At 40.6% G+C, this 4907-nt stretch carries 5 protein-coding genes and 1 pseudogene; all 6 read right to left on the bottom strand.

Translation table 11 applies throughout. From position 1 onward, the window contains the following. Positions 1 to 585 (bottom strand): annotated as a pseudogene (locus tag H5200_RS22690) (hypothetical protein); the annotation flags it as partial. A 276-nt stretch (positions 586 to 861) separates the two neighbouring features. Continuing rightward, on the bottom strand, positions 862 to 1317 hold the full coding sequence (locus tag H5200_RS22695; RefSeq protein ID WP_182719595.1) for a thiol-disulfide oxidoreductase DCC family protein: 456 nt from the start codon (positions 1315 to 1317) through the stop codon (positions 862 to 864). Continuing rightward, a complete protein-coding gene (locus tag H5200_RS22700) occupies positions 1314 to 2210 on the bottom strand; it encodes an HTTM domain-containing protein (RefSeq protein WP_182719594.1) in 897 nt (298 codons plus the stop codon). The genes H5200_RS22695 and H5200_RS22700 overlap by 4 nt, the downstream gene beginning before the upstream one ends. 2 nt (positions 2211 to 2212) lie before the next feature. Beyond that, positions 2213 to 2572, bottom strand: a complete 360-nt coding sequence (locus H5200_RS22705; protein ID WP_220497054.1) for a hypothetical protein — start codon at positions 2570 to 2572, stop codon at positions 2213 to 2215. 170 nt (positions 2573 to 2742) lie between these two features. After that, positions 2743 to 4305, bottom strand: a complete 1563-nt coding sequence (locus H5200_RS22710; protein WP_182719592.1) for a serine hydrolase — start codon at positions 4303 to 4305, stop codon at positions 2743 to 2745. Between the two features lie 28 nt (positions 4306 to 4333). Continuing rightward, positions 4334 to 4907, bottom strand: a 574-nt coding sequence (locus tag H5200_RS22715; RefSeq protein WP_182762754.1) for a hypothetical protein, incomplete at its 5' end; no start/stop codon positions are given.

The following is a 4907-nucleotide window of genomic DNA, read 5'->3' on the forward strand; positions in this document are numbered from 1 at the left end:
AAGACTTTTATTTTCATGAACTCTTCTTTTGAAATCATGGTGCTTATCCAAAAGCACCAGTGTTAAGTTAACTGGATCAGATTTCAATTGTTGAAGTGGATCATTTTTGCATTGCTGGTAACAATAAGTAAGATGTAACTCAATTGCGGCAGGACTTATCGCAGTAAAGCGACCAGCAAAAACCGGAGCTAATTCATCATGTAGAGCAAATGAAGAGCCATCTTGCAATAACACTCGCAATATTCCTCGCTGGGTAAAAAAGGTTTTATCCAGCGTGTTTACAGTCAATTTAGACATCGCTTGAATAACGAGTTCACGGACTAGCTCAGTCAAGGCAGGTTTTCGAATTTGATTATGAAAAGGTTTATAACTTATCGTGCAATTGGCCTGCGTTCGCAGGTTCTGATGGATATCTGACAAGTTAGCGTCTTGCAGGCAAGATAAGCTTTTGAACACAGCTTTGAGCAGAGAAACGATCGACAGGCAACGGTGTCGAACTTGAAATCCGGAGGTTTTTGCAAGCTCAATGAGGTGTTTTTCTGAGATAAGGGCTTTTAATTGATTTGAAACTTGGTTAATCTGCATGTGAACTCTGTTTTTGGTCATGTTTTTATTGGCGTAACTATTTGATCATTAACAGAGTTCAACTTCAAGTTTTCTTAAGATCCAACCTATGAAATATCCTTAGTACAATTATAGGTTAGATACTAAGAAAATCTTAGCATAATATAATTTATAGCTAAGGTTCAAATAGAAACTCCAATATCTCTAATGAAGTTCTGTCTTTAGATTAATCCGATCAAAGGGAGGAGCGTCCAACTTAATTAACATAGTCTAAGAAAGCAGGTTGATGCAATTGAGCTACTCGATTATCCTCTTCTGCAAGGCTGGGTCTGTGATTGTGCAAATATCAGTCCTTCCCATCATGCGATAGCGATTTTTGGCTATCCATCTGTAAAGTTTATTTTGCATCGAAATAGGTAATATCCTCAAAACTGTCAATAAACTCCCTAACCCGCCAAGCCGCTCACCCACTTTGATAATCGCTTCCATTGAATAGTAGGGTTTACCATTTTCTAGATATAACCAACTTTCAGGATTATCAGGAGATAGTCCGTAGTGGCGTAAAACACTACTTCCAAGTAGGCTACCAACTGGGCAAATCAGAAACTCCTCATCTTTGTCAAGTTTGGCAATCAGGCGGGCGCCTTTAGAGCATGCACCACAGGTCCCATCAACAAAAACTATGCAGCCAGAATCTTTAAATTTAGGCACTTCAGGTGACTCCCTGTGAGACCAAGCTTTCAATTTAGTCATGTTATTAAGCTTATTGCAGATGTTATGACTGCGGGGCTAATAAACAATATAAGTACAGACATCATATACAGACTGAATAGGTGGATATTCAGGAAAATCATAAAGCTCAAATGCATTAACATCGCTCCGCCGACAAACCAAGGACTCAACTCTGTGATCCATAGACCAGGTGCCAGTAATAGCTCAAAGATAAGAACTCCCCAGGTCATTATCTGAACCAAAGATTTCTTGAGTAAAAAGTTAGGAAACTTAAACAGTCGATACATATCATTGGACACAGCGTAATAAATAGCTGTACCTTCTCGCCAAGTTTTACCTTTCAATTTCCAATACATGGTATTGAAGTATATAAAACACAGCTGGATCTGCATCAATCTTTGTGCCCAAGGAGCCTGCTCGGCAGGAGAGTTATTTAAGTTTTCGGGTAGATTAAATAGCAGAGCATCGAGTGACAGCGTATTTCCGCATGGTGTAAAAATAAGCAAGAAACACATCACTTTTGCCACTGCATCGCCTCCATTCGTTAAATGATCGGTACGACTTACAATTGAACGCGTGGTAATATATGCGAGTACGGCACTCAGCGGTGTTAAAAAACCTATAATCAACATGATGATGGCAGTGAGGTGAACAGCCATAATGAGCTGTGCAGACCTCATTGTTCCCGGTAAATATAAGAACAAAGACATTGATACGCCACCTGCTCGTTTAACATATCTATTATATTCAGTCAGGCCTGCTGGCCCCAAATAAAGCTCTGCTCGGTTTTGCAAATATATGGCATCAGTCAATAACACGCAGCCAAAAATAATGCGAAATACCGCGATCGGATAAACAGAGATTGGAGCAAAGAAAAAATTGTTCCACGCTTCAAGTAAAGTTTCAATAGGCATGTTTAGTCCTCACCAAGGTATGGATGAAAAGTAAATATTAGCTCTTTTTTAGCCTCCAAAATTTCACTCTGCGCTTCAATTGGAGGTGTGTCGTGAACGATGCGGAAAAGCTCTATTTTGGTCCGTTTGACCCTGCTTTTGTAAGTGCGTTGTATATATTCAATAAAATCGCGTTTTATTTGTTTGTCAGCCTTGTTTGCAGTGACTTGAAAATAAAACTTCAAAACTTTTTTATACTTTAGTTTTTCCCAAATTTTTAGTTCGTTATAAGGGATTGGTTCCCAGTTCGATTTTGAACCGTCTTCGTGGGTGAAAACTACCATTGGCCACATGTCTCTCATGGGGGGGTCTGGTGTAAACATAGTCCACTCAACATTTAAGCCTATCCAAGCGAATGGCCGGTACACTTTAGGGATGAAATAACGTCGTATGGCATTGTGTCGTTCACAATCCCAGAAAAAAAACCAAAACAAAATTACTATAATAAACAGGTTAGTTAACCCATGTATAAATAGTTCAATGTAGTATGCCACTAGTAAACCTCAGTTGTTTTTAAGAATGAATGATCAGATAGAGTCAGTTGCTGCAATGTGGTAGAGAACTTTACGAGCTCTGAGGGAAAAGGCCCTCCGACTTGTCTAAATAGAGTTCCTTTAACATTCTTCAGGAGTGCTTCTTTCCACGGGGAGTAAGCGACGTATAACTGACCACCTCGACTATAGATAGCGATGCGACCAACTTGATTATTGCTATATACACCCACTAACGCGTCATAGTTTTTGCCAGAATGGCGCTCAAAGGCGGTGTGTGTACTTTGGCAAAACTGATGAGGCCCAGCGTTAATCCAAGTAGTGCCACCGGACGTTTGGATAGACCAAGGGTATTTTGCCAATCTACCATTTTCTGTAATTAACCCTCGCTGACCTTTAGCGATAACTCGAGACAAAACGTCAGTGCCAACAGCCGCTTTTAACTCGCCTTCTTTTAGTACAATTTTTAATGTGGTACCTTGGTGATCGAAATACTCACCTACTAAAGCGTTTTTATCTGCAGGGGAGTGACTTAGCTTTACGTCTGTATTTCGTGTTAAGTAATGACTGGCAAATTCATTTATTATGTGAAACAGTTCATCTCCAGCTGAGGCTCTATTGACTATAGCGACCAATGCAAAGCCTTTTTCTGGCACCATATAAATTACACAGCTATGGCCTAAGTGTTCAGCTGCTTCAAATACTAAATTTCCCAGCTTTGAGCTAGCAAACAGTAACCCCATACCCCGAGAAATGCCATTGTCAATAGAGTTGTGGCTAGTAAACAGTAAATTGAGACTGATTTCAGTTAATAACTTTGTTCCATTGCATCTTCCACCTGTAATTAAGCATTGAAGTAGCTGCATGATGTCACGCGTATTAGAATGCATATCTGACGATGACGGCGGCGTACTAATTAAGGGCATTGGTTCACATGTAAACGGTGACTTACTGGCCTTAGTAAAGCAGGACAGCTGATGTGGCCTAGCAAATATCAAATCAGGTTCAGGTACGCCGAAGCCTGTACTTTTCATATCTAGCGGCAAAAAGATGGTTTTTTTAACAAAAAGCGTATAAGGCGTCTGAGTAACCAGCTCAATAATTTGGCCTAATAAAACAAAGCCCAAGTTTGAATATTTAATCGGGTTACTGTCACGTTTTCCAAGTGACATGAGGTCTCTATTGTTTAAGGTTGCTGCTATTTCTTCTTCACTTGGGGAAGAACCAATAAAAGCACCTCTAGGTAAACCTGCTGTATGCATCAACAGATCTTTTACGGTCACTGGTGATTTTTGACTTTGAGCCCAGTGGGTTTTTTTTAGGTAAGATAAGTACTTTGTTGCAGGCGCGTCGAGTTCTAGCTGTTGATTATCACATAAAATAAGCACAGCGATTGCTGTAATCAACTTGCTAATAGAGCCTACCTTATTAATAGCGTCGCTGCCAAAGGTAGACTCCGTAGCAAGCTCAGACATTTTATCATGTTCTATCAGGCGTACGCTCATAGAGGGAAACCCCATCAGCACTTTGCCATCTTGTAGATATTGATATAGATTAGAATCCATTTTGTCTTTCGCTCGCTAGATGGCTTATTTAGGTAAACTCAAAGCTGGCTACACTATTGAAAACATTAGCTTCAGCAATTACAGCCACTGCTGCAGAGGGGCTACCTGAGATATCAAAGCTGCCCATGTAATCAAGCATACTTGGAATTCCCGCAGTATTTGTTACGTTGCTAAGACCACTTTTAAGCGCTTTTTGATTTCCCGCATCCCAGCTCTTTTCAAAAGTCACCGCATCTACAGCATTATTGTCTTTTTTACCCAAGTTTTGAGCATAAGACAAAACCATGTATTCCTGAGCATCACGCTGATTCGCGTTGTTTACTTTAGGGCAATCACTAGAAGCGGCAGCATCACATGGGTACGTTTTTAGCATTTCTGTCTTAAGGGCACTCCAATATGTAGATGGAGTTGATTCACTACTGGGTTTGTTACTGTTTTTCAATGCATTAGCAATTGCTTCATTTGCTTTCTCTAGTGCTGTTCCAGCTAGAATTAGAGCTAGGTTTTTCAGCCTAGATGAAGATGCCGCGTTCAAGCCACCTTCTGCGGCAGCATCAGCAGCAGCATCAGCGGCAGCATCAGCAGCGGCATCAGCGGCAGCA

It is taken from the genome of Pseudoalteromonas sp. SG43-7, from assembly GCF_014164295.1.
Lineage (GTDB): Bacteria > Pseudomonadota > Gammaproteobacteria > Enterobacterales > Alteromonadaceae > Pseudoalteromonas > Pseudoalteromonas rhizosphaerae.